Source organism: Microbulbifer sp. JSM ZJ756 (assembly GCF_044383805.1).
GTDB lineage: Bacteria > Pseudomonadota > Gammaproteobacteria > Pseudomonadales > Cellvibrionaceae > Microbulbifer > Microbulbifer zhoushanensis.
Genome location: NZ_JBISER010000009.1, coordinates 43,187 through 57,440, shown reverse-complemented (window position 1 = coordinate 57,440; position 14,254 = coordinate 43,187). Strand labels below are relative to the sequence as shown.

Below are 14,254 nucleotides of genomic sequence, written 5' to 3'. Positions count from 1 at the left end.
TTGTACCCGGGCGTACCTGTATAAAAATTATCGGTACCAATTAAAACATAAATTGCCTTGAACCCTCCCGGGCAACGCCGGTTGCCAGAATTGACGCGCACATTTTGTATCCATTGTGTTGGGGCGGACTGCAGTATTCGCAGGGCATCTACAAATGGAGTGACATCAATGACAAGACTGCATCGTTGTACCCACCAGTTTCTTTTTCCTATCGTCGCCGTTGCCGGCTTCTCCTGTGCCGGCCTGTTCAGTCCTGTCATGGCCAGCGCCGCCGACAAGGTGACTATTGTCCAGCCCGGTGCGCCGGGTGATGCGGTGCGGGAACTGAGCGCGAAAGAGGCGATCCAGGTTGCCGTCACCGCCTATTCCCCCGACGACGTCCGGTTTATGCAGGACATGATCCCGCACCATCACCAGGCGCTGCAGATGGCCGAGCTGGTTGCCGAACGCACCAATAACCCGGAAATCGTCGACCTGGCCGGGCGCATCGATGTGTCGCAGGAGGACGAAATCAGCTTTATGCAGGAATGGCTGCGGGAACGGGGTGAAACTGTGCCCGACCCGGAACACCACCACGCCATGGCAACCGACCACAAGATGGCCGGTATGGCCACGCCCGAAGAGATGGCCGAGCTGGCAGCTTCCAAAAGCAAGGCATTCGACCGGCTGTTCCTGGAACTGATGATCGCCCACCACGAGGGGGCGGTGACCATGGTGGAGGAGCTGCAGGACAAAGCCGGCTCTGCCTACGACCCGGTACTGTTCGAATTCACTACAGATATTGTCAATGACCAGTCGGCGGAAGTGGAGCGCATGGGCAAGCTGCTGGCCGGCCTGTCGGAGGACCCCCGGGCGGGGCTGGCGGCCGGATACGCCGATGCCGGTGAGGCCATCCTGAACCTGAAGCACGAGGGACGGCTGCCGAAACCGGCCGGTTTCTACGACCCGGACAACGTGGCTGGCCTGCCACCGGAAAAGCCGGAGAAAGAAGGGGGTAAAAAGGCCGGGGACGAAGAAGACAAAGCCAAGTCCGGCAAGGACAAGGAAGAGCGCTGGCCCTTTATGAGCTTTGCCAACACCGATATCGCTTTCTCCGGCGATATCATGGTGGCCGGCAGCTACCACGGCTTCAATATCTACCGGCTGCCGGAGAGCGGCCTGCCGCAACAGGTGAGCTCGGTGGTGTGTCCCGGCGGGCAGGGGGATGTATCGGTGGTTGGCGACCTGCTGATCATGTCGGTGGAGCAGAACCGCGGCCGGCTCGATTGCGGCCTGCAGGGGATCAGTGAGGATGTCAGCCCCGAGCGCTTCCGCGGCCTGCGTATCTTTGATATCAGTGACCTTGAGCGTCCGAAGCAGGTGGGCGCGGTGCAGACCTGTCGCGGTTCACACACCCATTCCGTGGTATCCGGTCCCGGTGAGGACGGCAGGATCGTGGTCTATAACTCGGGTATTGCCCCGGTACGAGAAGAGGACGAGATGCCGGGCTGTGTTGATGATACCCCCGGGGACAAGCGCACCGCGCTGTTCCGCATCGATGTCATCGAAATACCTGTGGCCGACCCGTCAAAGTCACGCATAGTCGACAGCCCGGCGGTCTTTGCCGACCCCGGCTCCGATACGCTGGCGGGTCTGTGGCGGGGTGGCGATCACGGCGACGATACCCAGGAAACCAACCGCACCGACCACTGCCACGATATTACCGTGTTCCCTGAGCGCAAGATCGCGGCGGGCGCCTGCTCCGGCAATGGAATCCTGTTTGATATCTCCGACCCGCTGCAGCCGAAGCGGATCGATGCGGTGAACGACAAGGGGTTTGCCTACTGGCACTCCGCCACCTTCAACAACGATGGCACCAAGGTAATTTTCACTGATGAGTGGGGTGGCGGCTCCCGGCCGCGCTGTCGCGCATACGACCCACTGGACTGGGGCGCAAACGCCATTTACGACATCGTGGATGGCAAGCTGGAATACCGCAGTCATTACAAGCTGCCCGCCCCCCAGAGCGAGCAGGAAAACTGTGTGGCCCACAACGGTTCCATTGTGCCGGTGCCCGGGCGCGATATCTTCGTGCAGGCCTGGTACCAGGGCGGTATTTCCCTGATGGACTTCACCGACTCTGCCAACCCGGTGGAGATCGCTTATTTTGACCGTGGCCCCATCGACGATGAGGATATCGTGCTGGGCGGCTACTGGTCCGCCTACTGGTACAACGGCAGGATCTACGGCACCGAGATCGCCCGCGGCATCGATGTGTTTTCCCTGTTGCCCAGCCAGTACCTGAGCGCCAATGAGGTGGGCGCGGCCACAGTGGCCGACCAGGATGGCCTGTTCAATCCCCAGCAGCAGTTTCCGGTGCAGTGGCCGGCCCGGCCGGTAGTGGCAAGGGCTTACCTGGACCAGCTGCAGCGCAGCCAGTCTGTGCCTGACACCATGGCTGCCGACCTGGTGAAGGTACTGGAGAATTCGGAGTCACTGCTGCAGAAGCGGGCCAAGGACAGCAAGGTTGCGGGCCGGCTGGTGATGCTGGCCTCGCTGGCATCGGTCAATAATGATGATGAGGACGCGGAGAAGAAAACCCGCGCGCTGACGGAGTCCCTGGAGGGGATTGCCCGGGAGTTGCGCTGACCAGTGTGGTTGTGAATGCGCCGGCACTGGCGGGGCATATCCCACAAGTGCCGGCGCACCGAAAAGGGCCTGGAGCAGGCCCATTGAAATCGCAGGCGTGAGCGGGTTATTTCAGCTCCCAGCTGCCCTGCATATAACCCAGCACCGACATACGACCCTGGTCCAGGAACTGGACACTGCGGACCTGGTAGGGTGCCTGCAGGCCGGAGGCCGCAAGCCGGGCCGTGTCGATGGGTACGGTCATCTCCCGGGCGCCGGCATCCAGCCACTCGGCCTGGTACGCCAGCATCGCCGGCCGGTACTCGCCATCGCTATCCACCCCGAAAACCAGGGCTCGCGCCTCATAGCGCCCCGCCTCCTGTACGTCCACCGACAGGGTCAGGCTTTGCCCATCGCTGCCTCCGACCGTGGCACTCGCGGTCTCGGTAAAAATATCTGCTGCGATCACGGCCACGCGTTCCACGGGCTCATTGCGGGCATTGCGCAGGGTTGAACGCACTTCGATCCGCCACAGCTCACCGGGTACCGAGGGGGCATCCACGTTTACCGGCCAGTCCAGGGTATAGCGGTTGCCGGTACGCTGCCCGCCACCCAGCTCGTAGCGGTCGCCGCGCGGGGCGATCAGGGTGGCGGAGACCGATTCCAGCGACGCGCTTGCCTGGCCGGCCGCCTTTGCCTCCAGGGCCAGGGTGCCGGAGCGGCTGAAGCGCTTGCTCGGGGTCTCTACTGCCAGCTCGATATCGCTGCGCTTGTCCAGTACGTAGAGGATGTACTCGGCGTTCGCACTGGCATTGCCGTTGGCTTTCAGGGTAAACCGGCCGCGTCCCATATCTTCGGGGACCTTCATTACATGGGCACGGCCGTAGAAGCCGGGAAACTCCTGCCGCAGGCCCTCGCTTTTACGGTGCAGGGCGATGCTGTCGTCGCTCACCGGGCGGCGCTCGGTGCCATTGGACAGGGTCATGCCGCGCGGAATGTCGGTGTCTACCACCCGCCTGCCATTGCTGGCACGGTCGAGGGGGGAGACCTGGATCACGGCCTGCTTCCCGTCGACAAAAAATTCCGCACCGCGATTGAGTTCGGCACCGGTGACCTTGCGGTAAAAGGCCCGGCTCTGCTCCCGCGCACCGCTGTCGGCCAGTTGTTGTTCCTTACCCTGTTCCACCAGCTGGGAGAAGCTGACCCGCTCGCGGCTGTCATTGAGAATCTGCTGGGCGCTGGCCATGGTCGCTACCATCGCGGTGGCAGCCATGGCAAAGAACAGTGGAATTGCTTTGGTCTGTAGGTTTTTCATGGCGGCACCTTAAATATCGTTTCTCAGGATTACGTCGAGGTTGAAGCACTTGCGACGGCTCTGGTTGTGGCTCAGCGGCTCGCCCCCGGCGGTGGCGGAGGTGTCGTAAAACCACAGGCTGCCCGCGGCATTCTGCGAACTGCAATTCAGGAACCCATCGGAGCAGCTGTCCAGCCACTCCTGGGTGATCTCCAGCCCGACATTTTCCGTGTAGCCGCCACAGTAACTGTCGGGGTCCCACACGGCGCTCTCCACATCACTGCCGACCACATTCCAGAAACCTACCGGGAGGGAGGGTCGACCGGCGGTGCCCAGCAGCCAGGTATCGTTGTAGTAATCCATCCAGCTGGTCTGCTGCATGCGTACCGCGTCGTTCTGGTAACCCAGGAGCCAGCCCACCGAGGCCTCGAATACATTGCCGGCCATCACGGCATCGGCCAGTGGTGTGCCGGCACTGGAGGCTGCCAGTACATTTACCCAGCGGGTACTGTTGATAATGGCCGGGTAGCGGCTGTCCCAGGTGGGGTTGGACAGGATCCAGCGCATCACGTTGCCACCATTGGAGTGGGTGATGACAACCAGGTCGTCAATGTTCATCGAGGTAATAAAATTGTGGAGTTGCGTCGCCAGGCAGCCGGCGGCGGCGTCATCCCACATGTACTCCTCGAAATCACAGTTTACCACCAGCAGGTTGCCGCTACTGGGCAGGCCCTGGCGGATCGATTCCACCATGCCGGATTTCCAGTAATCGTTATAGGCGTCGGACTGGTTGCCGGTGCCATGCACCAGAGCCACGCCGGTCACTGCGAACGCAGAAAGTGGCGCACAGAGCACTGCAAGCAATACTGCCAGCAATGGAATATTTCTCGTCTTCATCGATGATTCACCTTTTTATTGCATTGATTTTTAGCGGTGGAATATGAAGCTGCAGGAGAAACGGAATTGCCTTGTTCGCTTCCTTTCACATTCCGGCGGCAGCGGGCTTTTATTATTCGGGTATCCGCTGTCCGCCCGGTAAGTCGGGCACGGCATCTCGCCTGAGCCCGATTTCATACTACAGCTGCGCCTGTTGCCGAAAAGGCTGTTCCGGTTACAGTCACAGGAAATGTTGGATATTTGTGCGCTAGCGCAAAAAATATTTGCATATGGAGGAACCGTCGAAGAGCGGGGCTGACGGCTGTGGCGTATTGTTCATTTTGACTGAATAGTCTGGAATCAGGCGCTGATAAAGTGACTGAAAGGTCGGTACATAATTGTGGATGAGCACCGTCCCTGCCCGGGTTGCGACCCCGCTTTTTAGCCCCGTGGTCAGAATCCTCCCATCAAATTTTCCAACCGGCTGTTGTCGCTCGCTGGAAAAAGAAGCCTGTGATGCTGTAGCTTGAAAAAATATTCAAGAGGGTGATGCTGGTTGTGCTGGACCGCCGCGTTAATAATGCTTGTCGGCGCAAGAGCCGGATTCCGGCTCCTGTTGTGTCGTGAAGAATCGCCGGTTGTAATGAAGTCGGTGTACCTGCGTTGGAGTGTACCGGCTGTAAAGAAGCTCGCTTGTCCAAGGGGGCAAGCTGCAGATCCAGAGACAAACATACTTATCCCATTGTCCTCGCCGGCATGGTGGCGACTTCCGTTACCACGTTGGCGCAAGATAAAGGTGGGAGCAGTCTGGAGATGGAGGAAGAGGGGGTAGCTACTTCCGGGGAATGACAGTGTTTCCCGGTGTTGTGTGCGGGATACGCAGCCACTGACCCCGCTGGCTGCAGTCTGCAGTCACAGGGGGCCCGAACTGCTTTGTGCCGGTACGCGGCCAAACGCCGGCCAGGCCCGGCGCCTATTCTTTTTCTTCTAGAAGCGGGACAGTTCCTCGCGCAGGTCCTTTTCCAGGTCGGTGGCCTCCATGACCCACACATCCTTGTCCGGACCCGGGAATACACCCACCTCGATGCCATCCCTGTCCAGTCCCGGTAGCCATTTCTTGAGGAACTGGGGCAGGGCGATGCCCCGGGGGGTAAGGTCGCTGTCGTCGTCGGCGTAGGCAGCGGCAAAATCCTCACTGGGCCACACCGGCAGGTATTCGAAGCCACCCTGGTCCTCGGCGTGCAGCTTCAGGAAGTGCTCGTCACTGTTCACCAGGATCCAAACTTCCCGCTCCTCCCCGACCACATCCAGGAAGTAGTCGTAGCGGTCTTCGGTCTCCAGGCCGAGGATGGCCTCCAGCTCTTCTTTGTTCATACTTTGCATCGATTCCGTTTAAAAAAATTCTGCGCCGACTTTTCGGTTGCGCCGGCCAATTGTTCCTGCAGAGGCGGCCGCTTGCGGGCCTGTCAGTGTTCAATAGCACAGAACCGGTCCGCTGTATTGCCGGGACAGCAAGGCCCGCCATTGAGACATCGCGATCAGCTGCGCCAGATGCCGCTCATGATGCATCAAATTCATTCCGGTACCTAGTACTGCCGGCCTCCGGTATTTCCCGGCAGCGGCTGAAAGCAATGCTTGTTTGTGTCGGCCGGGACCATCGGCCCCTTCCCCTTGCACTACCATAAGCTGAAGCCCACAGCCCAGGGAGGGGACCGCAATGGCAGCAGTTTCGGTAAACGGACAGGACGTGACACTCAATGCGGATCCCCGCACCACTCTGCTGGATACCCTGCGGGAGCAGCCCGGGCTGACCGGTACCAAGAAAGGCTGCGACCACGGCCAGTGCGGCGCCTGTACGGTGTTACTGGATGGGCGACGGGTGAATGCCTGCCTGCTCCTGGCTGTGCAGTGTGAGGGCTGCGAGGTGACCACGATCGAGGGGTTGGGGCAGGGGGAGCAGCTGCATCCATTGCAGCAGGCCTTTATCCGCCACGATGGTTTCCAGTGTGGTTACTGCACGCCGGGCCAGGTCTGTTCTGCCTACGCCATGCTGGAGGAAGTCGCCAATGGCGAACCCAGCGACGTTACCGGCGATGGGGAAGTCCGCCTTTGCCCGGCGGAGGTCCGCGAGCGCATGAGTGGCAATCTCTGTCGCTGCGGCGCCTACGCCAACATCGTCGATGCCATCCTCGACAGTGCCGGGGAACTGGGGCAGCGCGGGGAGGCGGGCCAATGAGACCTTTCGATTACCAGCGTATCGGCGCGGTGGAAGAGATCGGGGCGCAGGCCAGTGATCGCGCCAGCTTCCTGGCCGGGGGCACCAACCTGGTCGACCTGATGAAGCATGAGATAGAGACCCCGGAGCAGTTGCTGGATATCTCGCGGCTCGACCTGGCGCGGATTGAGGACGGCGAGGACGGCAGCCTGCAGGTGGGTACACTGGTAACCAACACGGCGCTCGCCAGCGATGCCCGCGTGCGGCAACGCTGGCCCCTGCTCTCCGCCGCGTTGCTGGCCGGCGCCACCGCCCAGTTGCGCAATCGCGCCACCACCGGCGGCAACCTGCTGCAGCGTACCCGCTGCTATTACTTTTACGACACCGCCCGCCCCTGCAACAAACGCAATCCCGGTGAGGGTTGCGGTGCCTTTTCCGGCCACAACCGCATCCACGCCATCCTCGGCGCCAGCGAGCAGTGTATCGCCACCCACCCGTCGGATATGGCGGTGGCGATGGTCGCGCTGGATGCCGGGGTCAGGCTGCGCGCGCCCGACGGCAGCGAGCGGGAGCTGCCGGTGGAAGAGCTGCACCGGTTGCCCGGTGACGAGCCGCAGCGTGACACCGTGCTGGTGCCCGGTGAGCTGATCGCTGGGGTACACCTGCCGGCGCCACCCCCGGGCCGGCAGGTCTACCGCAAGGTGCGCGATCGCAGTTCCTATGCCTTCGCCCTCGTGTCGGTAGGCGTGATTCTGGCGCTGAAGGACGGCACGGTATCCAGCGTGCGTATCGCTTTCGGCGGCGTGGCCCACAAGCCCTGGCGCGCGCGCAAGGCCGAGGCAGCACTGCAGGGACGGCCGGCCACGGAGGAGGCGTTCCTCAAGGCTGCCAATGCCGAACTCGCGGATGCGAAAGGCTACGGCGGCAACGACTTCAAGATTCCACTGGCGCGGCGCACACTGGTGGCTGTCCTGCGGGACGCCGCGGGTAAGACAGGGGAGGCCAGGGCATGATGAATCCCGCAGCCATCGGCCAGCCATTGGACCGGGTCGACGGTCCCCTCAAGGTAAGTGGCACGGCCACCTATGCGGCAGAGCACCCGCTCGATCACCAGCCTCTGGTCGGCTGGATCGTGGAGGCGACCATCCCGGCGGGGCGTATCAAGGCCCTGGAGACCAGCGCGGCGGAAGCCAGTGCGGGCGTGGTGGCAGTCCTCACTCACAGGAACAGCCCATCCCAGGTTCCCTTCGGTGAGCCGGATGATGAGGGGCGTTTCACCCAGTCCCGCGCCATGCTGGGCAGCGATCATATCCGCTATCACGGTTTCCCCGTGGCGCTCGTCATCGCCGACACACTGGCGAATGCCCGTCACGCCGCCGGGCTGGTGGAAGTCACCTGTGAGCCGGCAGACGCGGTGACCGCCGCCGGGGAGGAGGCGGACGAGAAACCCGACGAACTCGACGGAGGCCTGGAGGCGGATATCACCCGCGGTGATTTCGAACAGGCCTACAGTAGCGCCGAGGTCACCCTGGATGTCACCTACAGCACCCCGAACCAGGCCGCCGCCGCCATGGAGCCCCATGCCACCATGGCGGTGTATGACGGCAATGAGCTCTGGGTGTATACCTCGGTGCAGCTGATCGGCCCCGCAGTGCAGGTGCTGGCCAATACCCTGAAACTCAACCCGGACAGGATCCGCGTGCTCAGCCCCTATATCGGCGGCGGTTTCGGTTCCAAGCTGGGCCTGCACAATGAGGCCATCCTGGCCTGCCTGGGCGCGATGTACCTGGAGCGACCGGTGAAAGTGGTCCAGCACCGGCGCCAGGTCTTCCACAATGCGCCGCACCGCGGTAACTCAGTGCAGCGCATTCGCCTGGGGGCGAGCCGCGACGGCAGACTGCAGGCCATCAGCCATGAGAGCTTTATGCCTACCGCCAGGGGTTACGCCTTTGCCGAGCCCAGTGGCGCGCCGGCCCGCACCACCTACCGCACCGATGCGCTGGTGAGCCGGCACCGGGTGAAGACTGTCGATATGTCACTGATCGATTCCTGCCGGGCGCCGGGGCACGCCATCGGTTCCCTGGCTTTCGAATCGGCGATCGACGAGATGGCCTATCGCTGTGGCCAGGACCCGGTGGAGTTTCGCCTGGCCAATATGCCGGAGAAAGATCCCGGCAGCGGCGAGCCCTTCTCCAGCCACGACCTGGCGGAGTGCCTGCGGGAGGGGGCGGCCAGATTTGGCTGGGGCAAACGCCAGCCACAGGGTGAAGTCCGCGGTCGCCAGCTGGTGGGCTATGGGGTGGCCAGCACCATCCGCATGAATATCCTGGTGAAGTCGAAAACCAGGATCCGCCTGTCCGCCGACGGCACCCTCACCGCCTGGGCCAACATGACCGATATCGGCACCGGCACCTACACCATCCTCACCCAGGTCGCTGCCGACCTGCTGGGCCTGCCGGCAGAGAGGATCGAGATCGAACTGGGGGACAGCGCCTATCCGGCCAGCTGTGGCTCCGGGGGCTCCTTTGGCGCGGGCAGCTCGGGATCGGCCCTGCGCGACGCCTGCCTGCGCTTGCGGGAAAAACTGGTGGAGATTGCGCGCAAGCAGGAATCCCTTAAGGATGCGGATTTCGACGGCGCCCTCTTCGAGGGCGGCAAGCTGGTACTTGGAAGCAAGCAAGTATCTCTCACCGAACTGGTCCGCCAGGGCGGGCCCGATTACCTGGAGGCCGACGGCAAGGTGGCGCCCGGCGAGGACCGCGGCAAGTACTCCCAGCATTCCTACGGTGCCCAGTTTGCCGAGGTGCATGTCGACCGGGACACCGGCGAGGTGCGGGTCCAGCGTCTGCTGGGGGTGTTTTCCGCCGGGCGCATCCTGAACCGCAAGACGGCCCGGTCGCAGTTGCTGGGCGGCATGGTGTGGGGAGTTTCTTACGCCCTGCTGGAGGAATTGATGCTGGATGAGCGCTACGGTGCCTTTATGAACCGGGATTTCGCGGAATACCACCTGGCGGTCAACCGTGACATCCCCGAAGTGGAGATCCACTTCCGCGAACAGCCGGACATGCGCTCCAACCCACTGGGCTCCAAGGGTATCGGTGAACTCAGTATCAGCGGTGCCGGCGCGGCGGTGGCCAATGCCGTCTACCATGCCACCGGCGTGCGCGTGCGGGATTTCCCCATCACCCTGGACAAGCTGCTGGAGCAGCTGCCCTGAGTTGGCCGGGGCCGGGGCGGTAAGAGGGAGGGGGCCAGTGCCGGGCTGGCGGGGCCCTAGCTGTTCAGGTCCAGCCGCCGCGCATGCCAGTAGCGGTCCCGCCAGTAGTAATCGCTCAGCCTGGAAATCTTCACGCCGTGGGAAGTCGAGGCGTGGAAGAACTTGCCATCCTCGATATAGATGCCCACATGCCGGCTCTTGCGGCCGGTCTTGAAGAACACCAGGTCCCCGGCGCGCAGGTCACTGCGCCGGATAGGTACCCCAATCCGGGCCTGGGTACTGGTGGTCCGTGGCAGCTGCAGGCCGAGTTGGTCCCGGAAGGTGGTATAGACCAGCCCGGAACAGTCGATGCCCCTCTTGCTCATACCGCCCAGGGCATAGCGGGTGCCTTTCCACTCCCGGTGCTGGGAATAAATCTTGTCCTTCACATTTCCGGTCTGCCCCGCGGGCTGCTGTCGCGCGCTGGACACTGCCGGCTGGTCCGGGGAGTGACGGTAAGGGGAGAGGCTACAGCCTGTATTGACGATGGCCAGGAACAGGACGGATATCAGCAGCAGCTTCTTGCTCATGGGGCGCTCGCGGTTATTCCGGATTATTGTGCCCGCCGGTCGCCAGCATCCGGATAGTGCCGGTGGGCAGTATCAGGGCGGTGGTGCGCGGCGACAGCCCCGGACAGGCGGGGTACGTGTACATGGTATCAGAGTACTACTTATTGGATTTACCTTATGAAAGCCTGAGCGCCAGAATGTTCCCCACTTACCTTCTGGTTGTTTTTTAACCGTTTTCAGGCCGCTCTAATCGGCTTCCCGCCAGACCGGGCCATGCCCAGCCGGGCCCGAATACCCGGGGCCAGCGCCGGGCTGCTTATTTAACCCGGTACCCATGACGGATTACCCCGCCTGGACGGCTTCCAGTTTTCCCGGTGCATATTTCCAGTAGCAGTAGCCGATGCAGGTCCAGGCAGCCAGCAGTGGGAAGACAACTGTCTGTTCGAGGTTCAGGCCAATATTGATGCCCAGCCTCACCACAGCCATTGCGGTAAAGGTAAATGCCAGGATCATGCGCACCATATGCCGGCGAATCCAGAAGGGCCTTTCCCGATCCCGGTTTTTCCACAGGGCCAGGTCCTGGAACAGGATAAAACCAAAGGTGGTTGCCAGCAGGATGGGGCCAGCCTTGGGTGCCCCATCGATCGACAGGAACCGGACAAATTGAATCGAGGTGAACAGGAACAGGAGCAGGGGAATGATGACCAGTAGCCGGTCCCAGAGAAAGGCAAACCTGCCATCGTTATTGATTGAATTGATGGCACTGGGGATGCAGTACAGCACCGCAACGGTCATCACCAGTGCCAGGGGCAGGAATTTATAGGCCATGAAAATGGCGGTTGATATTGCCACCAGGATCATCAGGTAAGAAAAAACCTTTCCCGATGTGACATGAACGGGTGTCCCCTTTTTGGTGGAAAGCGCCACTATCCCGGCGGTAAAAGCGATAGAACCAAGCACCACGTGGATGAAATAGCTGAAGGGATCGAATGGTTCCCAGATCATCTTGTGCTCTCTACTAGATTTTATTTGAGCACTTAAATTAGCGATCCGGGGGCTGGACGGTCAATTGCACCCTTGCACAAACTTTGCGAGACAGTCAGTAAAGTAAGTTGTGGCGATTAAATGGCGTAAAAATCACTCGGTATGGCTGCGGTTGGTCATGCGCCCGGGTTATTTTCTCAAGTTGCGCGCCCCGAGTTCCTGCTGGATACAATCGATAAACCACCGGTAGCGGGAGGGCAGGGTATAGCGCCTGCGTTTTACCAGGAACAGTTCTTCATAGGTATCGTGTGCCAGCCGTGCGGTGACGATTTTCTCGCGCTCGGGAAAGCTGCGCACGGCGGATTCCGGAAGCACCGTAAAGCCGGTGCCCGCCGCAACGGCCACCAGGATCTGGTTGATCGAGCCACTGCGCGGAATACTTTGCAGCCCCTCGAATTCTTCCCCGTACGCGGCGGCCAGGACTTTCTGCGCATACTGGATGCCGTCCGGATGCTCCACAAATCCCAGCGCCTGCAGTTCCCCCAGCCGGGGGCGGGCCGGTGCGTCGAGCCTGGCGCTGGCGGGCAGGGTCAGGCACAGCTGCTGGGTGCCGATCGGGTCCTGGCTCAGCTCCGAGTGCTTGTCGGCAATGGTGGTGATACCGATATCCATCTGGTCGGCGCGTATCAATTCGCGGATACGGCGGTTGGGTGTCGCCTCCAGCAGCACCTGCAGGCCCGGGTGCTGGCGCTGGTACTCCAGGAAGCGGGGATATAGCAATAGTGCCAGGCTGCCGGAACAGGCAATGCGGCACTGGCCGCTGTAGGGATCATCGCGCCCGATATGTTCCAGCAGGTCCCGTTCCTGGCGTGCGGCCCGCTCGGCAAATTCCGCCAGGGTGCGGCCGGCCTCGGTGAGCTCGAACTTCCTGCCGCTACGCTCCAGCAGCTTCTGGCCCAGCTGGTTTTCCAGCTTGCGGATGTGCTGGCTGACCCCGGGCTGGGTCATATGTAGTTGTTCGGCAGTGCGGGTGAACTGGCCGGTGGCCACCAGGGTGCTGAAGGTCCTGAGCCAGTGGTAGTTGAGCAATTCGGTGTCCCCAAAAGTATAACCTGGTGTTATGTGAGAGATTATAAATCATAATTTTTTGCGCATCCTCATCCCGGTTACCATGGCGCTACTTTGAGTAACCGTCCCAGGAGTTGCAGTGAGCAAGACACCCTATCCCAGGAATTTCTCCCATATTGGCATTTCGGTCCCCGATCTCGAGGCGGCAGTGCGCTTCTACACGGAAGTGCTGGGCTGGTACCTGATCATGCCGCCCACCACGATTACTGAGGATGACAGCGCAGTTGGCGTGATGTGCACCGATGTATTCGGCCCGGGCTGGGGCGAATTCCGGATTGCCCACCTGTCCACTGGTGACCGTATCGGCGTTGAGCTGTTCCAGTTCCGCGGCCAGGAGAACCCGGAGGACAATTTCGAGTACTGGAAGACCGGCATCTTCCACTTCTGCGTACAGGACCCGAACCTGGAAGAGCTGGCAGAGAAGATCGAGGCGGCCGGTGGCAGGCGCCGTATGAAGGAGCCGCGCTATTACTACCCGGGGGAAAAGCCCTACCGCATGATCTATATGGAAGATCCCTTCGGCAATATCCTGGAAATCTACAGCCACAGCTATGAACTGACCTACGGCAGTGGCGCGTACCAGTAATCCACCTGAGCAATAAAGAGAGGACGCTGTATATGAAACTGATCAAGACATTTGCGCTGTTATGCGCAGCCCTGTTCCTGTCCGTCACCGCCCAGGCAGAACAGTCGCGGGTACTGATGGTACTGACAAGCCACAGCGCCATGGGCGACACCGGCGAGAAAACCGGTTACTGGCTGGGGGAGTTTACCCACCCCTATTACGTATTCCGCGACGCGGGGCTGCAGGTGGACGTGGCGAGTATTGAAGGTGGCGAGGCACCGATCGATGCGCGCAGCCTGGAGGAGAGCGATGCGGTCAACCAGCGTTTCCATAAAGACGACGAGGCCCAGAAGCTGGTGGCCAATACCCGCAAGCTGTCCTCGGTGGACCCCGCGGGTTACGACGCTATCGTCTTTGTGGGTGGCCACGGCACGGTGTGGGATTTCCCGGGCAACGATGACATAAGCCGGGTAGCCGGTTCCATTTACGCCAATGACGGCGTGGTGGCCGCAGTCTGCCATGGCCCGGCGGCACTGGTGGACCTGGAACTGCCGGATGGCAGCAGCCTGGTGGCCGGCAAGAAAGTGACCGGCTTTACCAACGAGGAAGAAGCGGCCGTCGAACTGACAGAAGTGGTGCCCTTCCTGCTGGAAGACAAGCTGAAAGAGCAGGGCGCGACCTTCAGCGAGGAACAGCCGTTTAGCAGCCATGTGGTTGTCGACGAGCGGCTGGTGACTGGCCAGAACCCGCAATCCGCCGCCGACCTTGGCAAGGCAGTGGTGAAGCTGCTGAAGTAATCGGGTTGATAGGGGCACGGAGG

12 protein-coding genes are annotated in these 14,254 nt (G+C 61.5%); 6 read left to right on the top strand and 6 right to left on the bottom strand.

Annotation, left to right across the window (positions count from 1 at the left end; translation table 11 throughout):
- Window positions 1-168 precede the first annotated feature (168 nt).
- Window positions 169-2,628: a DUF305 domain-containing protein gene (locus ACH6CX_RS14535; RefSeq protein ID WP_396675671.1), complete on the top strand. Its 2,460-nt coding sequence runs from the start codon at window positions 169-171 to the stop codon at window positions 2,626-2,628.
- Window positions 2,629-2,734: 106 nt separating this feature from the next.
- Here ACH6CX_RS14535 and ACH6CX_RS14530 read toward each other — a convergent pair whose 3' ends face one another.
- The 3 genes from ACH6CX_RS14530 to ACH6CX_RS14520 all read right to left on the bottom strand — a co-directional run bounded on the left by ACH6CX_RS14530 (window position 2,735) and on the right by ACH6CX_RS14520 (window position 6,151).
- Entirely contained in the window at window positions 2,735-3,922 is a 1,188-nt protein-coding gene (locus ACH6CX_RS14530) for a DUF4785 domain-containing protein (RefSeq protein WP_396675669.1), read from the bottom strand.
- 9 nt (window positions 3,923-3,931) lie between these two features.
- Window positions 3,932-4,798, bottom strand: a complete 867-nt coding sequence (locus ACH6CX_RS14525) for a hypothetical protein (protein WP_232941393.1) — start codon at window positions 4,796-4,798, stop codon at window positions 3,932-3,934.
- A gap of 966 nt (window positions 4,799-5,764) precedes the next feature.
- Window positions 5,765-6,151 (bottom strand): DUF2750 domain-containing protein, encoded by a 387-nt coding sequence (locus ACH6CX_RS14520; protein WP_232941394.1) that lies wholly within the window; start codon window positions 6,149-6,151, stop codon window positions 5,765-5,767.
- 343 nt (window positions 6,152-6,494) lie between these two features.
- Between ACH6CX_RS14520 and ACH6CX_RS14515 the strand changes: the two genes are divergently transcribed.
- Genes ACH6CX_RS14515 through ACH6CX_RS14505 form a run of 3 tightly spaced genes read left to right on the top strand, consistent with a single transcriptional unit; the run spans window position 6,495 to window position 10,209 of the window.
- Entirely contained in the window at window positions 6,495-7,013 is a 519-nt protein-coding gene (locus ACH6CX_RS14515; RefSeq protein ID WP_396675666.1) for a 2Fe-2S iron-sulfur cluster-binding protein, read from the top strand.
- Window positions 7,010-8,005 (top strand): FAD binding domain-containing protein, encoded by a 996-nt coding sequence (locus ACH6CX_RS14510; RefSeq protein WP_396675664.1) that lies wholly within the window; start codon window positions 7,010-7,012, stop codon window positions 8,003-8,005. The genes ACH6CX_RS14515 and ACH6CX_RS14510 overlap by 4 nt, the downstream gene beginning before the upstream one ends.
- Window positions 8,002-10,209, top strand: coding sequence for a xanthine dehydrogenase family protein molybdopterin-binding subunit (locus tag ACH6CX_RS14505; protein WP_396675662.1), 2,208 nt, complete (start codon window positions 8,002-8,004; stop codon window positions 10,207-10,209). Before ACH6CX_RS14510 ends, ACH6CX_RS14505 begins: the two co-directional genes overlap by 4 nt.
- A 56-nt stretch (window positions 10,210-10,265) precedes the next feature.
- Here the strand turns inward: ACH6CX_RS14505 and ACH6CX_RS14500 are convergent, their stop codons facing one another.
- The 3 genes from ACH6CX_RS14500 to ACH6CX_RS14490 form a co-directional block, all read right to left on the bottom strand.
- Window positions 10,266-10,778 (bottom strand): NlpC/P60 family protein, encoded by a 513-nt coding sequence (locus ACH6CX_RS14500; RefSeq protein ID WP_237063261.1) that lies wholly within the window; start codon window positions 10,776-10,778, stop codon window positions 10,266-10,268.
- A 321-nt stretch (window positions 10,779-11,099) separates the two neighbouring features.
- A complete protein-coding gene (locus tag ACH6CX_RS14495) occupies window positions 11,100-11,762 on the bottom strand; it encodes a hypothetical protein (RefSeq protein WP_232941399.1) in 663 nt (220 codons plus the stop codon).
- Between the two features lie 168 nt (window positions 11,763-11,930).
- Complete coding sequence (locus ACH6CX_RS14490; protein WP_396675660.1) at window positions 11,931-12,830, bottom strand: LysR family transcriptional regulator; 900 nt, start codon at window positions 12,828-12,830, stop codon at window positions 11,931-11,933.
- A 118-nt stretch (window positions 12,831-12,948) separates the two neighbouring features.
- On the opposite strand from ACH6CX_RS14490, the gene ACH6CX_RS14485 reads away from it, so the two are divergent.
- Together ACH6CX_RS14485 and ACH6CX_RS14480 are read left to right on the top strand one after the other, a co-directional pair.
- Window positions 12,949-13,455: a lactoylglutathione lyase family protein gene (locus tag ACH6CX_RS14485; RefSeq protein ID WP_232941401.1), complete on the top strand. Its 507-nt coding sequence runs from the start codon at window positions 12,949-12,951 to the stop codon at window positions 13,453-13,455.
- 32 nt (window positions 13,456-13,487) lie between these two features.
- Complete coding sequence (locus ACH6CX_RS14480) at window positions 13,488-14,231, top strand: type 1 glutamine amidotransferase domain-containing protein (protein ID WP_237063259.1); 744 nt, start codon at window positions 13,488-13,490, stop codon at window positions 14,229-14,231.
- The last annotated feature ends 23 nt before the right edge of the window (window positions 14,232-14,254 follow it).